The sequence below is a fragment of the Litorihabitans aurantiacus genome, from assembly GCF_030161595.1.
GTDB classification, from domain to species: Bacteria; Actinomycetota; Actinomycetes; order Actinomycetales; family Beutenbergiaceae; genus Litorihabitans; species Litorihabitans aurantiacus.
This window is the reverse complement of the sequence record NZ_BSUM01000001.1, coordinates 2,152,840-2,169,909: the sequence shown is the minus strand read 5'-3', so window position 1 is coordinate 2,169,909 and position 17,070 is coordinate 2,152,840. Positions and strand designations below refer to the sequence as shown.

General features: G+C 75.9%; 14 protein-coding genes. 8 read left to right on the top strand and 6 right to left on the bottom strand.

Annotated elements, in window-relative coordinates:
• Window positions 1-30: 30 nt before the first annotated feature.
• Window positions 31-258 (bottom strand): DUF3107 domain-containing protein, encoded by a 228-nt coding sequence (locus QQK22_RS10260; protein ID WP_284250837.1) that lies wholly within the window; start codon window positions 256-258, stop codon window positions 31-33.
• 133 nt (window positions 259-391) lie between these two features.
• Here QQK22_RS10260 and QQK22_RS10255 point away from each other — a divergent pair, with 133 nt between their 5' ends.
• The 3 genes from QQK22_RS10255 to QQK22_RS10245 are packed head-to-tail and all read left to right on the top strand — an operon-like array spanning window position 392 to window position 7,133.
• A complete protein-coding gene (locus tag QQK22_RS10255) occupies window positions 392-3,679 on the top strand; it encodes an ATP-dependent helicase (RefSeq protein ID WP_284250836.1) in 3,288 nt (1,095 codons plus the stop codon).
• The gene (locus QQK22_RS10250) at window positions 3,676-4,617 is read left to right on the top strand and encodes a UvrD-helicase domain-containing protein (RefSeq protein ID WP_284250834.1); all 942 of its coding nucleotides are present in this window, start codon (window positions 3,676-3,678) and stop codon (window positions 4,615-4,617) included. The genes QQK22_RS10255 and QQK22_RS10250 overlap by 4 nt, the downstream gene beginning before the upstream one ends.
• The gene (locus QQK22_RS10245; protein WP_348525565.1) at window positions 4,581-7,133 is read left to right on the top strand and encodes an ATP-dependent helicase; all 2,553 of its coding nucleotides are present in this window, start codon (window positions 4,581-4,583) and stop codon (window positions 7,131-7,133) included. The genes QQK22_RS10250 and QQK22_RS10245 overlap by 37 nt, the downstream gene beginning before the upstream one ends.
• Window positions 7,134-7,155: 22 nt before the next feature.
• Here the strand turns inward: QQK22_RS10245 and QQK22_RS10240 are convergent, their stop codons facing one another.
• Complete coding sequence (locus tag QQK22_RS10240; protein ID WP_284250833.1) at window positions 7,156-7,569, bottom strand: hypothetical protein; 414 nt, start codon at window positions 7,567-7,569, stop codon at window positions 7,156-7,158.
• Between the two features lie 75 nt (window positions 7,570-7,644).
• A complete protein-coding gene (locus QQK22_RS10235; RefSeq protein WP_348525564.1) occupies window positions 7,645-8,385 on the bottom strand; it encodes a phosphotransferase in 741 nt (246 codons plus the stop codon).
• A 314-nt stretch (window positions 8,386-8,699) separates the two neighbouring features.
• Here QQK22_RS10235 and nudC point away from each other — a divergent pair, with 314 nt between their 5' ends.
• Window positions 8,700-9,668: an NAD(+) diphosphatase gene (gene nudC / locus QQK22_RS10230; RefSeq protein ID WP_284250831.1), complete on the top strand. Its 969-nt coding sequence runs from the start codon at window positions 8,700-8,702 to the stop codon at window positions 9,666-9,668.
• A gap of 34 nt (window positions 9,669-9,702) precedes the next feature.
• Here the strand turns inward: nudC and QQK22_RS10225 are convergent, their stop codons facing one another.
• Window positions 9,703-9,930 (bottom strand): mycoredoxin, encoded by a 228-nt coding sequence (locus QQK22_RS10225; protein ID WP_284252671.1) that lies wholly within the window; start codon window positions 9,928-9,930, stop codon window positions 9,703-9,705.
• Between the two features lie 271 nt (window positions 9,931-10,201).
• Between QQK22_RS10225 and QQK22_RS10220 the strand changes: the two genes are divergently transcribed.
• The 3 genes from QQK22_RS10220 to QQK22_RS10210 all read left to right on the top strand — a co-directional run bounded on the left by QQK22_RS10220 (window position 10,202) and on the right by QQK22_RS10210 (window position 13,779).
• Complete coding sequence (locus QQK22_RS10220) at window positions 10,202-10,834, top strand: Pr6Pr family membrane protein (protein ID WP_284250830.1); 633 nt, start codon at window positions 10,202-10,204, stop codon at window positions 10,832-10,834.
• 135 nt (window positions 10,835-10,969) lie between these two features.
• A complete protein-coding gene (locus tag QQK22_RS10215) occupies window positions 10,970-13,048 on the top strand; it encodes an ATP-dependent helicase (protein ID WP_284250829.1) in 2,079 nt (692 codons plus the stop codon).
• Between the two features lie 398 nt (window positions 13,049-13,446).
• A complete protein-coding gene (locus tag QQK22_RS10210; protein WP_284250828.1) occupies window positions 13,447-13,779 on the top strand; it encodes a WhiB family transcriptional regulator in 333 nt (110 codons plus the stop codon).
• 22 nt (window positions 13,780-13,801) lie between these two features.
• Here QQK22_RS10210 and QQK22_RS10205 read toward each other — a convergent pair whose 3' ends face one another.
• Window positions 13,802-14,809, bottom strand: coding sequence for a ThiF family adenylyltransferase (locus QQK22_RS10205; protein WP_284250827.1), 1,008 nt, complete (start codon window positions 14,807-14,809; stop codon window positions 13,802-13,804).
• Between the two features lie 432 nt (window positions 14,810-15,241).
• Here QQK22_RS10205 and QQK22_RS18790 point away from each other — a divergent pair, with 432 nt between their 5' ends.
• Window positions 15,242-15,499, top strand: coding sequence for a M48 metallopeptidase family protein (locus tag QQK22_RS18790; RefSeq protein WP_348525563.1), 258 nt, complete (start codon window positions 15,242-15,244; stop codon window positions 15,497-15,499).
• 6 nt (window positions 15,500-15,505) lie between these two features.
• Here QQK22_RS18790 and QQK22_RS10195 read toward each other — a convergent pair whose 3' ends face one another.
• Window positions 15,506-16,975, bottom strand: a complete 1,470-nt coding sequence (locus QQK22_RS10195) for a zinc-dependent metalloprotease (protein ID WP_284250826.1) — start codon at window positions 16,973-16,975, stop codon at window positions 15,506-15,508.
• Window positions 16,976-17,070 lie beyond the last annotated feature (95 nt).

The window sequence follows — 17,070 nt, the reverse complement described above, 5'->3', positions numbered from 1 at the left end:
GGACGTGCCGACCCGCCCCCGCCCCGGGCGTCAGCCCGCGACGGTGCCGAACCCCACGCGACGCGTCTCTTCGGCGCCCAGCTCGACGTAGCCGATGGCCTCCGACGGCACCACGACGCGGCGACCGCGGCTGTCCGTGAGGTCGAGGATCGCGCCACCCAGCGCCTTCTCCACGGCCGCCGTCACCTCGTCGGCCGACTGGTTGGTCTCCAGGGTCAGCTCGCGGGCCACCTGGCGGATTCCGATCGTGATCTCCATGGCGTCATCGTAGGCAGCGCCCGCGCACGAGTGCGGTGCCGTTCGCTGGGGGCGCACTCCCGGGTGCGAGGTGGCGACCACCGGAGGGACGGCGATGGCGTCGATGTCGGAGGTGCGTGATGGGATCGGTTCCGTGACAGCCTCCGCCAGCGCGACGCCCGCCCTCGAGGGCGCCCGCGCCCCCGACCCCGCCGCGGCGGAGGAGGGCGCGAGGGCGATGTCGGCCGTCGTGGCGGCGGTGCTCGGCGGTGGCCACCACGTCGTCCTCGGCGCCCCCGGCAGCGGCCGCAGCACGGTGGCGCTGGAGGCCATGGCTGCGCTGGCGGGCGACGGCGGAACCGACGACCTCCTGCTGCTCGCCCCCACGCGTCGTGCGGCGGGACGGCTGCGCGACCAGCTCGCGCAGCGGCTCCCCGTCACCGTCGGGCGGGTGCTGGTGCGCACGCCGGCGTCGTTCGCGTTCTCGGTGCTGCGGGCGCGGGCCGCGCTCCTGGGCGAGCCGCCGCCCACGATGCTCACCGGGGCGGACCAGGACGCGGTGCTGACCGAGATGCTGGCCGGGCACGCGCTCGGCGTCGGCCGCGATCCGGGGTGGCCCGCGGACGTCCCGGAGGCCGCGCTGACCCTGTCGACCTTCCGTCACGAGCTGCGCGACCTCCTCATGCGCGCCGCCGAGGCGGGATGGGACGGGCCCGAGCTCGTGCGCCGCGGTGAGCGGCACGGACGCCCCGCCTGGTCGGCGGCCGGCCGCGTCCTGACCGAGTACGAGGAGATCACACGACTGGGGGAGACGACGCCTGACCGCGGCCGGCGCTACGACGTCGCCACGATCCTCGACGAGGCGGTGGCGGCGCTCGCGGCCTGGGAGGACGACCTCCCCGGGCACCCTCGCCCGCGGATGCGCGTCGTCGTGCACGACGACTACCAGGACGCGACGCTCGCGACCGCGCGGCTGCTGCGCGTGCTCGCCGACGACGGCGCTCGGCTGCTCCTGCTGGGCGATCCCGACGTCGCGGTCCAGACCTTCCGCGGCGCCGTCCCCGCGCTGCTCGACCGCGCCACCACCGGGCCTGCCGGTGTGCTGGGCGGCATCGCGTGGCCGAGCGGGGGTCGCGGCGGCAGGGCTGGTCGGGCCAGTCGCTCCTCTGCAGCCGACGAGGTGGTGGGCGAGTTCGGCGCGGAGGCGCACGTGCTGCCGACCGTGTGGCGCGGCGACGACCGGCTGCGCGACGTCGTGGACGCCGTGACCGCGGGGCTCCCGGCGCTCGGTGACGTGCGCCGGCGGCGCGCGCGTCCCGTGCGCACGCACGACCCCGACGCCCCGCCGACCTCGAGCGTCACCGTCTCGGTGCTGCGCAGCGTCCCGGAGGAGGCGCGCGCCATCGCCCGCACGCTGCGCACCCACCGGCTGCGGGACGGGATCGGGTGGGGGTCGATGGCCGTCCTCGTGCGCGCCAGCGGCCAGGTGGCCGCGCTGCGCCGCGGGCTGCGCGCCGGCGGCGTGCCGGTGGCCACGGCGCAGGGCGAGGTGCCGCTGCGCGAGGAGCCCGCCGTCCGGCCCCTCCTGCGCGCCCTGGCCCTCGCGGCGGCGGGCGGGCGGGACGGTGAGGACGGGGACGGCGACCTCCCGCCCGAGGAGGTCACCGAACTTCTGCTCTCCCCGATCGGCGGGCTCGACCCCGTCGGCATGCGGGCGCTGCGCCGCGCGCTGCGCGGCGCGGAGGCGGCGGCCGGAGGCACCCGTGCCAGCGAGGAGCTGCTGGTGGAGGCGGTGCTGGCCGACGACGTCGCGGCCGAGGTGCCGCACCGGCTGCGCACGGGGCTGCGGCGTGTGACGCGCGTGCTGCGGGCGGGCCGTGGCGCGCTCGCGCAGGCCGACGCGAACCTCGAGAGCGTGCTCTGGGCGGTCTGGGACGCGACCGGGCTCGCCGCCGCCTGGCGGCAGCGAGCCCTGGGCACGGGGGCCGCGGCCGAACGCGCCGACGCCGACCTCGACGCCGTGCTCGCGCTCTTCCGCGCGGCCGAGTCCTTCACCGCGCGCCAGCAGGGAGCCGAGATCGCGGCGTTCTCGACCTACCTCGAGGCGCAGGAGTTCGCCTCCGACACGCTCGCGGCCACGGGACAGCGTGGGGAGGCCGTCACCGTGGTGACGGCGGCCTCGGCCGCCGGGCTGGAGTGGGACGTCGTCGTCGTCGCCGGCGTGCAGGAGGACGTCTGGCCGGACCTGCGGCTGCGAGCGCGGCTGCTCGACCCCGTGGGCGTCAGCGACATCGCGACGGGGCGGGGCGACGGCGTCGTACGACCCGTGGACGCGAGGCGCGCGGTGCTCGCCGACGAGCTGCGCCTGCTCGCCGGCGCCGTCAGCCGCACGCGCGCCCACCTCCTCGTGACGGCGGTCCAGGACGCCGACACGCGCCCCTCGGGGCTCCTCGACATCATCGACCCGCCACCGATCGACGCCGAGGACGACCGACCGGTGCAACCCGTACCCCCCGCGCTCGACCTGCGCGGCCTGACGGCGGCCCTGCGCCGGGAGGCGCTCCACCCGACGAGCTCGCGCCGCGCGGCGACAGCCGGTGAGCTCCTGCAGCTCCTGGCGGCGCACGCGGTCCCGGGCGCCGATCCGAGCTCGTGGTGGGGCACGGCCGTCGACTCGAGCACGCGCGCCCTGTGGAGCGAGGAGGAGCAGGTGCGGATGACGCCGTCCGACCTGACCACGCTCGACCAGTGCGCGCTGAAGTGGGCTCTCACGAGCGCGGGCGGGCGTTCCGGGACCTCGGTCGTCGCCGAGCTGGGCACGCTCGTGCACGGGATCGCGGCCGACCTCCCGCACGGCAGCGAGGCGGAGATGCTCGCGGAGCTCGACGCGCGGTGGTCGGGGCTCGGGCTCGCGGACACCTGGCCCTCGCGGCTGCAGCGCAGGCGGGCGGAGAACATGGTACGGCTGCTCGCCGAGTACGTCGCGGGCGTGCCGGGCGCGGTCGAGACGGAGCAGGCGTTCGAGGTCACCGTGGGCCGTGCGGATCTCACGGGTCGCGTCGACCGCGTCGAGCACCTGGACGACGGCGCGGTGCGGATCGTCGATCTCAAGACCTCCGCGACCCGCGTGAGCGTCGCCGACGCCGAGCACCACCCGCAGCTCGCCGCCTACCAGGAGGCGGTGCTGGCGGGCGGTTTCCCGGGGTCGGTGGTCGGGGGTGCGCGGCTCGCCTACGTCGACGGCACGGCGGCGAAGCACGGCCTGCGGGACCAGGCGCCCCCCACCCCGGAGGATCCGTGGACCAGCAGGCTCGTGGCCGACTCGGCCGACACGATGGCGTCCGCGGCCTTCGTGGCGACGGCGGGACCGTACTGCGGGAGCTGTCCGGTGGCGAGCAGCTGCCCGGCGCAGGACGCCGGAGCGCGGGTGGTGGGACCGTGAGCGGAGCGGAAGGTGTGATCGGGGCGCGCGAGCTGGCTGCCGTGCTGGGCAAGCCGGAGCCGACCGACCAGCAGGTTGCGGTGATCGAGGCGCCGCTGGAGCCCATGCTCGTCGTGGCCGGCGCCGGGTCGGGCAAGACGGCCACGATGACCGACCGCGTGGTCTACCTCGTGGCCAACGAGATCGTCGCGCCGTCGGAGATCCTCGGCCTGACCTTCACGCGCAAGGCCGCCTCGGAGCTCGCCGGCCGCATCGAGCGCCACCTGCGGGCGCTCGCGCGCTGGCGCGCGGCGCGGGACGGGGTCGAGGGCGGCGGAGGTCGAGGCGACGTCGACCACCACGCCCACCTCACCGAGCGCCCGCGGATCTCCACCTACAACGCCTATGCGGGCCAGCTCGTGAACGACCACGGCGTGCGCCTCGGCATCGAGGCCGACCAGACCCTGCTGAGCGAGGCGGGCCGCTACCAGGTCGCCACCCAGGTCGTGGAGCGCTGGAGCGGGGACCTCGACGTCGCGAAGGCGCCGATCACGGTGGTGCGCGCCGTCGTCACGCTGGCGGGCGAGCTGGCCGAGCACCTCACGACGCCGGAGGCCGCTGCGGCCGAGCTGCACCGGATCGCGGACGGGCTGGCCGACGCGCTGCCCACCGCGCGCAAGAAGGAGCCCTACGCCGACGTCGCGAAGGTCATCACCTCGTTGCGGGACCGGGCGAGCCTCATGCCGCTCGTGGCGGAGTTCGCGGCCGGCAAGCGCGCCCGCGCCGCCATGGACTTCCCCGACCAGGTCGCCGCCGCCGCCAGGCTGGCCCGGGAGTTCACGGTGGTGGGGCAGGGGAGCGCGACGCCGCCCGCGTCGTCCTGCTCGACGAGTACCAGGACACCTCGGTCGCGCAGCTGGAGATGCTGCGCGCGCTGTTCGCCCACGGTCACGCCGTGACGGCGGTGGGCGACCCGCACCAGGGCATCTACGGCTGGCGCGGGGCGAGCGCGGGTGCGCTGCTGTCCTTCCCCGAGCAGTTCCCCCGGGCGGACGGCAGGGCGGCACCCGTCGCGCACCTGACGACGTCGTGGCGCAACGACGAGGCCATCCTCGCGGCGGCCAACCTCACGTCCGCACCGCTGCGCGCCGTCGACGGAGCACCGGAGCCGGTGTCGGCCGACGTCCGTGACGCGCCGGGTGCGTCGACCGCCGAGGTCGCCGCCGCAGATGTTGCGCCGGAGGACGCCACTGGCGAGTCAGCCGCCCGTGCCGCCCCTGCTGCCCCAGCTGTCGACGTCCCCCCGCTCCTGCCGCGCCCGGGCGCGGGTACGGGCGTCGTCCGCTGGACGTTCGCGGACGACAGCGCCGGCGAGGCCACCGCGCTCGCCCGCGCCCTGCGGACCGCCTGGCAGCCGGGGGAGCGGACGGCCGCCGTCCTGTGCCGCAAGCGCAGCCAGTTCGAGGCCGTGCGCGCGGCGCTCGCCGAGCACGGCGTGCCGGCCCAGGTGGTCGGGCTCGCCGGGCTGCTGCGCACGCCCGAGGTCAGCGACGTGCGCGCCGTCCTCACCACGGCCTACGACCCCGCGCGGGGTGACGCGCTGCTCCGCCTCCTGACCGGGCCGGCCTACCGCCTCGGCGCGAGCGACCTGTTCGCGCTGGCTGACCTGGCCCGGCGGCGGACCGCCGCCCGACGCCCCGAGGGCGCCGCCCGCGAGGACACCGACAGCGCCAGCATCGTCGAGGCGCTCGAGATGCTGCCGGCGGACGAGGGGTGGACCTCCGACCGCGGTCGCACGTTCACGCCCGAGGGTCTGGCGCGGCTGCGGCACGCCGGCACGCTCCTGCGCGACGTGCGTGGCCTGACGCACCTGGCGCTCGCGGACCTGGTCGTCGCCGTCGAGCAGGCGATCGGGCTCGACCTCGAGGTGCACGCGCACGCCGGCGGCGCCGCCCACGGGCGGGCCGACCTCGACGAGCTGGCCGTCGTGGCCGCCGAGTTCGAGGCGGGGTCGCCCTCACCCACGCTCGGCTCGTTCCTCGCCTGGCTCGACGCCGCGGACGAGTACGAGCGCGGCCTCGACGTCGCCGCGAGCGAACCCGACCCGTCCTGCGTGCAGATCATGACCGTCCACGCCGCCAAGGGCCTGGAGTGGGACGTCGTCGGTGTCGTCGGCCTGGTGGAGAGCGACTTCCCGAGCATCTCGACGGCGAAGGGGCAGCCCAGCTCGTCGGGGTGGACCACCTCGCTGGAGGCGCTGCCGTACGAGATGCGGGGCGACGCCGCGCACCTGCCCGACCTTGAGATCGGGCCGGGTGCGGACCACGCGGAGGTGCGGGACGCGCTGGCCGACTTCAAGCGTGCCGACGGCGAGCGAGCGCTCCGCGAGGAGCGCCGGCTCGCGTACGTCGCGTTCACCCGCGCGCGCTCGATCCTCGTGCTCACCGGGTGCTGGTTCTCCGGGCGCACGAAGGTCAACGAGCCCTCGCGCTTCCTGCGCGCGCTCGTGGCCGCCGGGGCCGCTTCGCCGCTGCCCGGGACGGCGCCCGACGCGCTCGAGCACGCGCCGACCGAGATCGAGCCACCCGCTCCCGTGACGGCCACGTGGCCCGTGGCGCCCGACCCCGACCTCGCGCGGGAGCTGCGTCGCGCAGCAGGTCTCGTCCCGCCGGTCACGTCGGCCGCACCGACCGACGGACCGCCCGAGCCGCAGCGCACCACCACGGGCGACCCGGTCGTCGTGCAGTGGCGCTGGCAGGCCGAGACCCTGCTGGCCGAGCTCGAGGAGGCGGGGCGCGCGCGGACGGCCGCGGACCCGGAGCACCTGTCGGCCTCGGCCGTCGTCGCGCTCGCGAGCGACCCGCACGCCTTCGCGCTCGACCGCCGCCGCCCGATCCCGTCGCGCCCGTCGGCCCACACCCGGCGCGGCACTCAGTTCCACGCGTGGGTCGAGCGCCACTTCGCGCGCGCCGCGCTGCTCGACGTCGACGACCTCGATCTCGCCGACGTCGTGGCGGGCGACGAAGAGCTGGCCGCGCTGCAGTCCGCGTTCCTCGCCTCGCCGTGGGCGGATCGCGAGCCGATCGCGATCGAGGCCGACGTCGAGACCCCGGTCGCGGGCACGAGCGTCCGGTGCCGCATCGACGCCGTCTTCCCGTGGGTCGGGCCCGTGCCGGAGGTCGGGGAGCCGCCGCTCGTGCACGTCGTTGACTGGAAGACCGGTGCCCCCGCGCGCGGCGAGCGCGCCCGGGCGGCGCGCGAGCTCCAGCTCGCGCTGTACCGCCTCGGCTGGTCGCGCCTGCACGGCGTGCCGATCGAGCGCGTCGCGGCGTCGTTCCACTTCGTCGGGGTGGGCCAGGCGCACGACGCCCCGATGCTCGGCGAGGCCGAGGTCGAGGCGCTCGTCGGGGAACGGCTCGGCGAGCTGCGCACGGCAGCGTCCGCATCCGGGGCGGCGCCGGTGGACGGGCGCTGACCCGAGCGGGACGAGCCCGATGTCAGCCCGGCGTGGCTGACCGACCCCGGAGGCTGCGTCGCACCAGCCACAGGACCAGGAAGACCAGCGCCGCGAGCGCTCCCGTCCCCAGCGCGACGAGCAGCGCCCCGACGAGCCACAGTCCGGAGCTGTCACCCGGACCCGCGGTGACGGCGAAGGCCAGCGTGTAGGCGGCGGGCGCCGCGAGGAACGGGCCGCACGAGCGCGCGAGCAGCCCACCCACCACGAGCGCGGCCACGAGGGTCAGCACCGAGCCGACGACCTGCCACGGCTCGTACGGCCCGCTCTGGTCACCGGTCGCGGGGTCGGTCTGGAACTCCGTGTCCCAGCCGAGCCACGCGAGCCAGGCCAGCGCGGCCCCGAGGGCGGCGACGGCCGAGGCGGGCAGCGGGCGTCCACGTCCTGCCGAGAGCATCCGGTCCTCCTGGTGTCGGGTCTGGTCGGGTCGATCGGCCTGTCCAGAGCTCTGCAGCCGGGCGCCGCCCGCACGTCAGCCGATGATCGGCGCGGCCTCGTCCACGGCGATCGCCAGGTCCGCCAGCATCGCCTCGGCCTCGTCGATGACCAGGCTGTCTCCGGTGCGCAGACCGTGGAGCAGCCAGCGGCCGAGCGCCATCTCGCTCAGCAGCTGCGCACGCGCGAGCAGCATCGACCCCGCACCCTCGGCGCGGTGCATGGCGTAGGACTCGAGCACCGACTCGAGCGCGTCCTCGGGCGCTGCAGCGATGAGCCAGGCGAGGTCAGCGGCGGGGTCGCCGACGTGGGCGGAGGTGAAGTCGGTGACGGCGAGCACGCGCTCCCGGTCGCTCAGCACGCGTTCGGGGGAGAGGTCGCCGTGCACGAACGTCGGCCGGAAGCGCCAGGCGCGCACGTCCTCCAGCGCCTCCTCCCAGCGGCGCAGCACCTCGGGCGCCACCCGCCCGGTCTGCGCCATCAGGTCCAGCTCCGCCAGCAGCCGGGTCCGGCACTCCTCGCCGGTGTAGCCGGGCAGTCCCGTGTCGGTGACGGTCGCGGTGTCGAGCTCGTGCAGCGCGGCGATGCTGCGTCCCAGGTGGGCCGCCAGGCCCGGTCCGCCGACGAGCTGGTGCAGCGGGAGGTCGCGCCCGGGCAGGTCGGGGTGCACGACGGCGCGGCCCCCTCGTCGAGGTCGGCGAACCCGGCCGGCCGCGCGACGTCGAACGGGAGCGGAGCATCGCGCGTGACCTCGGCCAGCGCGGCGAGCAGGGCCCACTCGGCCTCGAGCGCGGCGCCGGCGGCCACGGTCCGCGGTGCGCGCACGACCCAGCTGCGTCCGCTCGCGTCCAGCACACCGGTGAACTCGACCTCGGGTTCCACGCCCCGGGGGTGCCGCGTGGCGACGACCTCGAGGCCCGGGACCGCCGCCGTCGCGAGGGCCGCGAGGAACACGGCGGACCGGGGCGCGCTGGGCGCCGGAGTCGTCACGGGTGCGGGGGAGTCAGCCACGACGCCACGGTAGCCGCGGCGGGTGCGGGGCGTGGGGAGCCCGCGCCGCGGATCGCGCCGACGAGCACGTAGCGTGACCGGGTGACCACCCTCCCGCCCGCCGCCGGCGCGCCCGACACCCCTGCCGTGACGAGCGACGGCGTCGCGCTGCCCCTGGGGAGATCGGCGATCGACCGCGACGCCGACAGGCGCCGCGAGGAGGGGCTGATCGAGCGGCTGCGCGCCGACTCCTCGACCGCGGTCGTCGTGGTCGCGAGCGGTCACGTGCGGGTGGGTGACGGCACGTCCCTCGACCTGCGCGCGCCCGACGCCGTCGCCGGGCCGGGGTCCTGGTTCTACCTGGGTCACGACGGCGAGCGCGCCTACCTCGCGCACGCACCCGAGCCCGCGCCCAGGTTCGAGCGCGGGAGCACCACCCCCGGGTGGGCGTCGCTGCGCGACGTCGGCCACCTGCTGTCCGACGCCGAGGCGGGGCTCGCAACGGCCGCCGTCGCGCTCGCGAGCTGGCGGCGCGGGCACCGGCACTGCCCACGCTGCGGAGCCTCGACCGTGCTGGTCGAGGCGGGCTGGGCGGCCCGCTGCGAGAGGGACGGCTCCACGCACTACCCGCGGACCGACCCCGCGGTGATCATGTCGGTCCGCGACGGCGCCGACCGGCTCCTGCTCGCGCGCTCCGCCGCGTGGCCGCAGCGGCGGCGCTCGGTGCTGGCCGGATTCGTCGAGGCAGGTGAGGGCCTGGAGCAGGCCGTGCGCCGTGAGGTGGCGGAGGAGGTGGGGCTCGCCGTCGGGCACGTGGACTACCTCGGCGCGCAGCCCTGGCCGTTCCCGGGCTCGCTCATGGTGGCGTTCCACGGCTACCTCGACGGCGAGGCGCACCCGGGCGGATCGGCGCACCCCCGGCCCGACGGCGTGGAGATCCTCGACGCCGACTTCTACACGCGCGAGGCGCTGGCGCGGATCGTCGGGTCGGGCGAGGTGGTGCTGCCCTCGCGCACCTCGATCGCCCGGGTGATCATCGAGTCCTGGTACGGCGGCGCGCTGCCCGGCTGATCGGTCCGCCCGACAGCGCGCCGCGTCGGCACTGTTAGGCCCCGGCGAGCTGCCGCTTCACGTCGGCGAGCGAGGGGTTGGTGCTCGCGGAACCGTCGGGGAAGAGCACGGTCGGCACGGTCTGGTTGCCGCCGTTGACGTTCTCGACGAACGCGGCCGCCTCCGGGTCGGTCTCGATGTTGACCTCGGTGTAGCCGATCCCCGCCGAGTCGAGCTGCGTCTTCAGCCGGCGGCAGTACCCGCACCAGGTGGTCGAGTACATCGTGATGGTGCCGGACTCGGGGAGGGTGGTGCTCACGGGAGTGCCTTCCTGATGGTGGTGGGACGCCGCGGTGGCGCAGGTGCCCTGATTCGGAGAACCGTGGGGACGGCGGCGGTATTCCGTCGGCCGACCTCCGGCGAGAACGCATCGACGGGTGCATCGTCACACTGGCGCAGGTGCCCGCGTCCGGAGCATGCTGTCGCTCGTGGAAAGCGAACGACAGCGCCGGTGGCTCTCCCTCAGTCGGGTCTGGCACGCAGTCGTTGCAGCGGTGGTCGCAGGCTCCCTCGCCATCCAGCTCTGGCTGATCTTCTCCGGGGGTGTGGACGCCAACTCGGGAGAGGACGGCGGCACCGCGAGCATCCTCGTGCGACTGTGGCGGCTGTTCAGCTTCTTCACCGTGGAGAGCAACGTCGTCGTGCTGGTCGTCTGCGTCCTCCTGATCCTGGACCCGGTCCGCCGCGGGTGGTGGTGGGACGTCGCCAGGATCAACGCGCTGCTGGCCATCACGATCACCGGCCTCGTCTTCGCCGTGGTCCTCGCTCCCCAGCTGAGCTTCACCGGAGCGGCGCTGGTGGCGACCGTCGGATTCCACTACGTCGCGCCGTGGGCGACGGTGGTGGGCTGGTTGGTCCTGGGGCCGCGCCTCGGCTTCCAGTGGTCGAAGATCGCAGGTGCCTTCATCCTGCCCATCGCCTGGTTGGTCTACATCTTCGTCCAGGGGCCGGCCACTGGTTGGTACCCCTACACCTTCCTCGACGTGACGGAGATCGGCCTCGGGCGGGCGCTCGCGAACGCCCTCCTGGTGCTCGTGCTCGCGCTGGTGATCGCGCTCGTCTACCGACTGCTCGACGCGAGGGTCCCGGCAGCCCTCGAGTCCACGACCTCGACCGGAGCGCGGTGAGAGCGGGCCCCCTCGCGAACGGAATGCGCCCGCGTGACGGGCCCGGTGCAGGTCGGAGGTCGGCGAACGTGCACCGAGCGCGGCTGGCGACGGCGCGGGCGGCCGCTGTCGGTCCCTCCTGGGAGACTGGCCCCGATGTCCGAGAAGTCCTCCGCCACGCGCGCCCCGAGCGCCCCCGCCGAGCCCGCTCGCCTGCTGGCCGCGCTCGACGACGACCAGCGCGCCGTCGCCGAGCACCTCTCCGGCCCGCTGTGCGTCCTGGCCGGAGCCGGAACCGGCAAGACCCGCGCGATCACCTACCGGATCGCGCACGGCGTCGCGACCGGGGCGTTCGCGCCCACCAACGTCCTGGCCGTCACCTTCACCGCGCGTGCGGCGGCGGAGATGCGCACCCGGCTGCGCGACCTCGGCGTCGGCGGGGTCCAGGCCCGCACCTTCCACGCCGCCGCGCTGCGCCAGCTGTCCTACTTCTGGCCGCAGGTCGTCGGCGGCGGGCTGCCGCGCATCGCCGAGCACAAGGCCTCGCTCGTCGCCGAGGCCTCCGGGCGCCTCGGCCTCGGGGCCGACCGCCTCGCGATCCGCGACCTCGCGGCCGAGATCGAGTGGGCCAAGGTCTCGCTCGTCACGCCGGACGACTACGTGCGTGCCGCCGCGGACGCGGGCCGTCCCGGCGCCGCCGGTCACGACCTGACCACCGTGGCCCGCCTCCTGTCGGTCTACGAGGACGCCAAGACCGAGCGCGGCGTCATCGACTTCGAGGACGTCCTGCTCCTGACCGTGGGCGTGCTCGCCGAGCGTGAGGACATCGCGCGCACCGTGCGCCAGCAGTACCGCCACTTCGTGGTCGACGAGTACCAGGACGTCTCGCCGCTGCAGCAGCGGCTGCTCGCGCTGTGGCTGGGCGAGCGGCACGACCTCTGCGTCGTCGGCGACGTCTCCCAGACCATCTACTCCTTCACGGGCGCCTCGCCGCGCCACCTGACGGAGTTCGGCCGCACGCACCCCGGCGCCCGCGTGGTCCGCCTCGTACGCGACTACCGCTCCACGCCCCAGGTCGTCCAGCTCGCCAACGACGTCCTGGCGCGCGCCGGCCGCGCCCGCTCCGACGCCGCCGTCACGCTCGTCGCCCAGCGTCCGAACGGGCCGGGGGTCGCGTTCGAGGCGTTCGACGACGACGAGGACGAGGCCCGCGGTGTCGCCGCCCGCATCGGGGACCTGATCCGGCGCGGCGTGGCGGCGCGCGAGATCGCGATCCTCTACCGCACCAACGCCCAGGGCGAGGCGTTCGAGCAGGCGCTCGCGAGCGCCGGGATCGGCTACCTCGTGCGCGGCGGCGAACGGTTCTTCGCGCGGCGCGAGGTGCGCGAGGCGATCGCGCTGCTGCGCGGGGCGGCGCGCGCCGTCGACCCCGACGACGAGCTCCCGCAGATCGTGCGCGACGTGCTGGCCGGCAGCGGCTGGGAGGCGCAGCCGCCCGCCGCCCGCGGCGCCGTGCGGGAGCGCTGGGAATCCCTCGACGCGCTGGTCAAGCTCGCCGACGACCTGTTCGCGCAGCGCGGCGCCGGCCTCGAGGCGTTCGTGACCGAGCTGCTCGAGCGCGCGGCCGAGCAGCACGCGCCCGCGCTCGACGGCGTGACGCTCGCGTCCCTGCACGCCGCCAAGGGTCTGGAGTGGGACGCGGTGTTCCTCGCCGGCGTCTGCGAGGGGCTGCTGCCCATCTCGTTCGCGGAGACGCCCGAGGCGGTGGACGAGGAGCGGCGCCTGCTCTACGTCGGGGTGACCCGCGCCCGCGAGCACCTCGTGCTCTCCTACGCCCGCTCGCGCACCCCCGGCGGCCGTGCGAGCCGCAAGGCCTCCCGCTTCCTCGACGGGATCTGGCCCGGCGACGGCGTGCGCGGCGTCCCGGAGCGGGCCAGGCGGCGAGCGCGGGCGCAGGCCAACGCGGACGCCCTCGCGACCGGCGAGGCCGATCCCGAGGTGTTCGCCGCCCTCACCGCGTGGCGCGCCGACCTCGCGCGCGCCACGAGCAAGCCCGCCTACACGATCCTGCACGACACGACGCTCGTGGCGATCGCGACGGCGAAGCCCAGGACCCTGCGTCAGCTGGCGCTCCTGCGGGGCGTCGGGGCGGCGAAGATCGAGGCGCACGGCGGCGCTGTGCTGGCCATCGTCGCAGGTGAGAGGCCCAGGGAGGCGCTCGACGGCGGAGCCTGAGATCGCCGTCGACACCGCGCTGAGAAGAAGTTCGGTAATTCGCTTGGCCGCTCCGGCGGGGCCCCGCTAGTGTCGTCCTCGTTCGTGTTCACCACTGCCCTGCCTAGCCAGCACGAGGGGCCGCAACCGAAGGAGGTGTCTTCCCCGATGTCCAACCTGATCATGACGTCCGCGTTCCACGCGTCGATCGCCGCGTTCCGCGTCCGGAAGACACCTGTCCTCGGCGGCTCCGCCCACACCGCCTGAGCGGCGGCAGCAGCGCAGCCCTGCCCTGACCGGGCACAGCCCAGATCGGGCACCGTCCCACCGGGCAACCGGAGCCTCGTAGCACCACCGACGCTCCCTCGGCCTCACGGCCGACCACCGAACACGCACCACAGAACCTCCGGGGTCACCTCATGTCTCTCACCCTGTCCGACCTGACCAACCTGACCAGCACAGCGGTCGGCACGCCCTCCCCGTCCCACCCGGACGTGAACGCCCTCGACCCGGTCGACGTCACCCTGCCCTGCCAGGTCGCCACCACCATGGACCTCTGGTTCGCGGAGGGCGGTGCCGACGTCGAGCGCGCCAAGTCCATGTGCGCCGACTGCCCGCTGCGCGCCGCGTGCCTCGACGGCGCCCTCGAGCGTCGCGAGCCGTGGGGCGTGTGGGGCGGCGAGGTCTTCGTCGAGGGCGTCGTCGTCGCACGCAAGCGCGGACGCGGCCGCCCGCGCAAGGTCGCCGCCTGACCTCCGCTCCCGTCCCCGGGTCTCACGACCCGGCCGGAGCGCCGTCCTGGGCGCCGCACCCGCACTCCGGGTGCGGCGCCCATCGTCGTCTCGCGACCTCGCCCGCACCCACCTCGGCGCTGACGGCCCAGGGCGCACCGCCGCCGTCGCCGTCGGGATCGTCGATCATCACCGCGACCGTGGAGCACGCGACCCCGGCCGCCGTCACGAGCGCACCGGGCTCGAGGTGCGGGCGCGGCGCGACGGCGAGCTGTGTCGCGATCGCCGGCCAGCACGCGTCGGCGTCGCGGCGGTGCAGGTCGAGGCAGCGCAGGCACGCGTCCCGACCGGGCCGCACGGCCGGTCCGACCACGACGTCGAGCTCGCGCCGTACCACCGACAGGTGCGGCACGTCGCCGGTCACGAGCCCGGCCGACCGCAGCGGCAGCGCCACCCGGTTCTCCACCAGGACGACCACGTCGGGGCGGTCCGGCACCCGGACGCGCACGTCGGCCCGCGCGTGCCGCAGGTGCGCGACGGCGGCGACCTCCCGCCGCTGGTCCACGTCACCCGTGCGGTAGCCGAGCACGCCGACGTCACCCGCGAGCACCGGGCCGTCGTCGACGACGCCGACCGTCCCGACGCCGGACTGCACCAGCAGCCGCGCGATCGCGAGCCCGAGCGCGTCACCCCCGACGACGGCGACGGACGCCGCCTGCCGCTGCCGGCGCTCGGCGTCGTCGCGCCGTGCCAGTCGGCGCAGCGGCGACACCGTCGGGGCGCGAGTCACCGATGCGAGACCGCGCGGCGGCTCCTCGAGCACGTGCGCCCGCCACAACCGCTCCAGCAGCGCACGCGTCTCGCGCACCGACCCCCGTGCCAGGCGCGCGAGCTGCGCCGTCGACCCGACGCGCTGCCGCCCGAGCACGTCGAGCGCGCGCTGCTGCGCCGGACTCAACCCCTCGAGCACGACGGCGAGCCGCGGGTCCGCACCCAGCTGGACCTCGCCCTCGCGCCGCCACAGGCCGATCACCCCGTCGATGAGCTGCATGGTCACCCCCTGCCTCCGAGGGTGGCACGCACCGGCCGCGGTGCCGGTCCGACGGCGCCCGCCTGTGGACGGCGCTGGTCGGCGCCCCCTCGCGGCCTAGCCTGGAGGAGTGCCCGACCGAACGCCCGGACCCCCCACGCATCCCGACGCCGCTGACGCGCCCACCGACGTCGTCGACCCCGACGACGTCGTCGTGCGCCGCAGCCGCCGGCGCACGCGCACGGTGACGGCGTTCCGGGAGGCGGGCCGCGTCGTCGTGGCGATCCCCGCGCACTTCACCGCCGCGCAGGAGCGCGAGTGGGTGACGACCATGTTGGCGCGGCTCGCGCGCAGCGAGCGTCGCCGTCGGCCCAGCGACGCCGATCTCGTGGCGCGCGCCGAGAGCCTGTCGCGGGCCCACCTGGACGGGCGGGCGCGGCCGACGTCGGTCGCGTGGGTCACGACGATGGCCAAGCGCTGGGGCTCGGCGACGCCGAGCACGGGGAGATCCGCCTGTCGCACGTGCTGCAGGGCGTGCCGGAGTGGGTGCTCGACGGCGTGCTCGTGCACGAGCTCGCGCACCTGCTGGAGCCGGGACACGGTCCGGGCTTCCAGGCGCTCGCCTCGCGCTATCCCCGCCGCGCCGAGGCGGACGCGTTCCTCGACGGCATCAGCTGGGCGCGCCGCCACGGTGTGGAGTCGGAGGCCTGAACCGCGTCACTCCTTCGGGTCGGCGCCCGTGTCCCCACCGTCGCCGGACCCGCCGTCGAGCAGGTCGGCCAGCGCGGCGTCCATCTCGGCGTCGGCGGCGCGGGCCTGTTCGCGCCGCGCCGTGAACGTCGTCGGCTGGTCGAGGTCCTCGGCGGTCGGCAGGAGGTCGGGGTGCTCCCAGACGCTCTCGCGGGCCTCCGCGCCGCCCTCGGACACGAGGGTGGCCATGAGGGTCGCGGCCTCGCGCAGGCGCTTCGGTCGCAGCCGCAGCCCCACCAGCGTGGAGAACACGTGCTCGGCCGGTCCGCCGGCGGCCCGACGGCGCCGCATCATCTCGCGCAGCGGCACGCCGTGCGGGAGGTGCGGGGCGACGGCGCGGGCCGTGACGTCCTCGACCCACCCCTCCACGAGGGCGAGCGCGGTCTCGAGCCGCTGCAGCGCGCCGTCCTGCTCCGGGGTGACCGAGGGGGCGAAGACGCCGCCGGACAGCGCCTCGCGCAGCGCGTCGGGGTCGCTCGGGTCGATGCTGCGCACCGACTCCTCCATGCGCTCGAGGTCGATGGTGATGCCGCGGGCGTACTCCTCCACGAGGCCGAGGACGTGGGCCCGCAGCCACGGCACGCGCGCGTAGAGCCGGGCGTGGGCGCTCTCGCGCACCGCGAGGAACGCGAGCACCTCGCCGTCCTCCGCCTCCAGCCCCTCGGCGAAGTCGGCGACGTTGCGGGGCACCAGCGCGGTGCCGGGGGTCTCGAGCAGCGGCAGCCCGGTGTCGCTGGACCCGAACACCTCGCGCGCCAGCGTGCCCGCGGCCTGGCCGACCTGCAGCCCGAACACCGAGCTGCCGAGGCTGCGCAGCATCGTCGCCGGATCCCCCATGCCACCGGGGAGCGCGCCGTCGGGCAGCCCGCCCAGGCCGCTCGGGCCACCCATGAGCCCCTCGCCCGAGGTGAGGACCTCGGCCAGCGCCTCGGAGACCGAGGAGGCGACCGGGCCGGTGAGGCGCTTCCACGTCTCGAGCGTCGCCTCGACCCACTGCGCGCGGCTCCACGCCGACCGAGCCCCGCCCGCGGGCGCGAGGTCCGTGGCGGCGTCGAGCCACAGGTCGGCGACGCTGAGCGCGGAGGTGACGCGCGCGCCGTCGGCCGCCGTGACGCTCGGGTCGCCGCCCTGGTGCGCGGTCTGGCGCGCGACGTCGTGCGCCAGCGTCCAGTTCACCCCGCCCTCGGCCGGGGTCGTCATGAGGCGCTGGACCTGCGCCATCATCGCCTGCATCGCGGCGGGGTCCTGGCTCATCCCGGCGGCCTTCGCCATCTGCGAGGGGTCGAGACCGGCGGACTCCAGGGCCTCCACGGCCTCGCGCGCGCCCTCGTCGCCCAGCATCGGGCGCAGCATGCGCTCCCAGGTGGCTCGCGCCCGCGCCGCGTCGTCGTCGCCGGTGCCGTCAGCGCCGTGGTGATCGCTCGGGTGATCGCTCATGGGAGCCGCCTTCGTCGAGGTGTCGCAGGCGGGACGCCCGCCCGATCAACGTAACGCCGACCCCGGCGCGCCCGGGCGGATCGACGTCCGCTTTC

Excerpts from the sequence above, each read along its gene's own strand:
- QQK22_RS10210 (WP_284250828.1), top strand. The coding sequence starts at position 13,447 with ATGTCTCTCACCCTGTCCGACCTGACCAACCTGACCAGCACAGCGGTC.
- QQK22_RS10205 (WP_284250827.1), bottom strand. The coding sequence starts at position 14,809 with ATGCAGCTCATCGACGGGGTGATCGGCCTGTGGCGGCGCGAGGGCGAG.
- QQK22_RS10225 (WP_284252671.1), bottom strand. The coding sequence starts at position 9,930 with ATGTACTCGACCACCTGGTGCGGGTACTGCCGCCGGCTGAAGACGCAG.
- QQK22_RS10195 (WP_284250826.1), bottom strand. The coding sequence starts at position 16,975 with ATGAGCGATCACCCGAGCGATCACCACGGCGCTGACGGCACCGGCGAC.
- QQK22_RS10260 (WP_284250837.1), bottom strand. The coding sequence starts at position 258 with ATGGAGATCACGATCGGAATCCGCCAGGTGGCCCGCGAGCTGACCCTG.
- QQK22_RS10240 (WP_284250833.1), bottom strand. The coding sequence starts at position 7,569 with ATGCTCTCGGCAGGACGTGGACGCCCGCTGCCCGCCTCGGCCGTCGCC.
- QQK22_RS10215 (WP_284250829.1), top strand. The coding sequence starts at position 10,970 with ATGTCCGAGAAGTCCTCCGCCACGCGCGCCCCGAGCGCCCCCGCCGAG.
- QQK22_RS10245 (WP_348525565.1), top strand. The coding sequence starts at position 4,581 with ATGCTGCGCGCGCTGTTCGCCCACGGTCACGCCGTGACGGCGGTGGGC.